1 tRNA gene is annotated in these 288 nt (G+C 59.0%); it reads right to left on the bottom strand.

Annotation, left to right across the window (positions count from 1 at the left end):
• Positions 1-2: 2 nt before the first annotated feature.
• Positions 3-76 (bottom strand) — tRNA-Met (locus AC0L26_RS32030).
• Between the last annotated feature and the right edge of the window lie 212 nt (positions 77-288).

Here is a 288-nt window from a genome sequence, read left to right as displayed (position 1 = left end):
GGTTGCGGGGACAGGATTTGAACCTGTGACCTTCAGGTTATGAGCCTGACGAGCTACCGGGCTGCTCCACCCCGCGTTAACTTGACGGCGAATGCCGGCCGGGCAGCCCGGACTTTTTGGTTTGTCCGTCCTCGAGGCCTTTGGCCTTTGCGGGCGGACGGGTGCTGCTCCACCCCGCGTTAACTTTTGAGACAAGTCAGCGCTTGTTTAGTTCCGCCAATTGAAAGGGCCGCTTACGCGGCCCGTTCTCCCGATTGGCGGGCCTGTTTGTAGAGAGAAGATTTGGAT

Source organism: Mesorhizobium sp. WSM4823, from assembly GCF_055811195.1.
The sequence above is the reverse complement of the archived record's forward strand: the minus strand, read 5'-3'. Positions and strand labels throughout refer to the sequence as shown.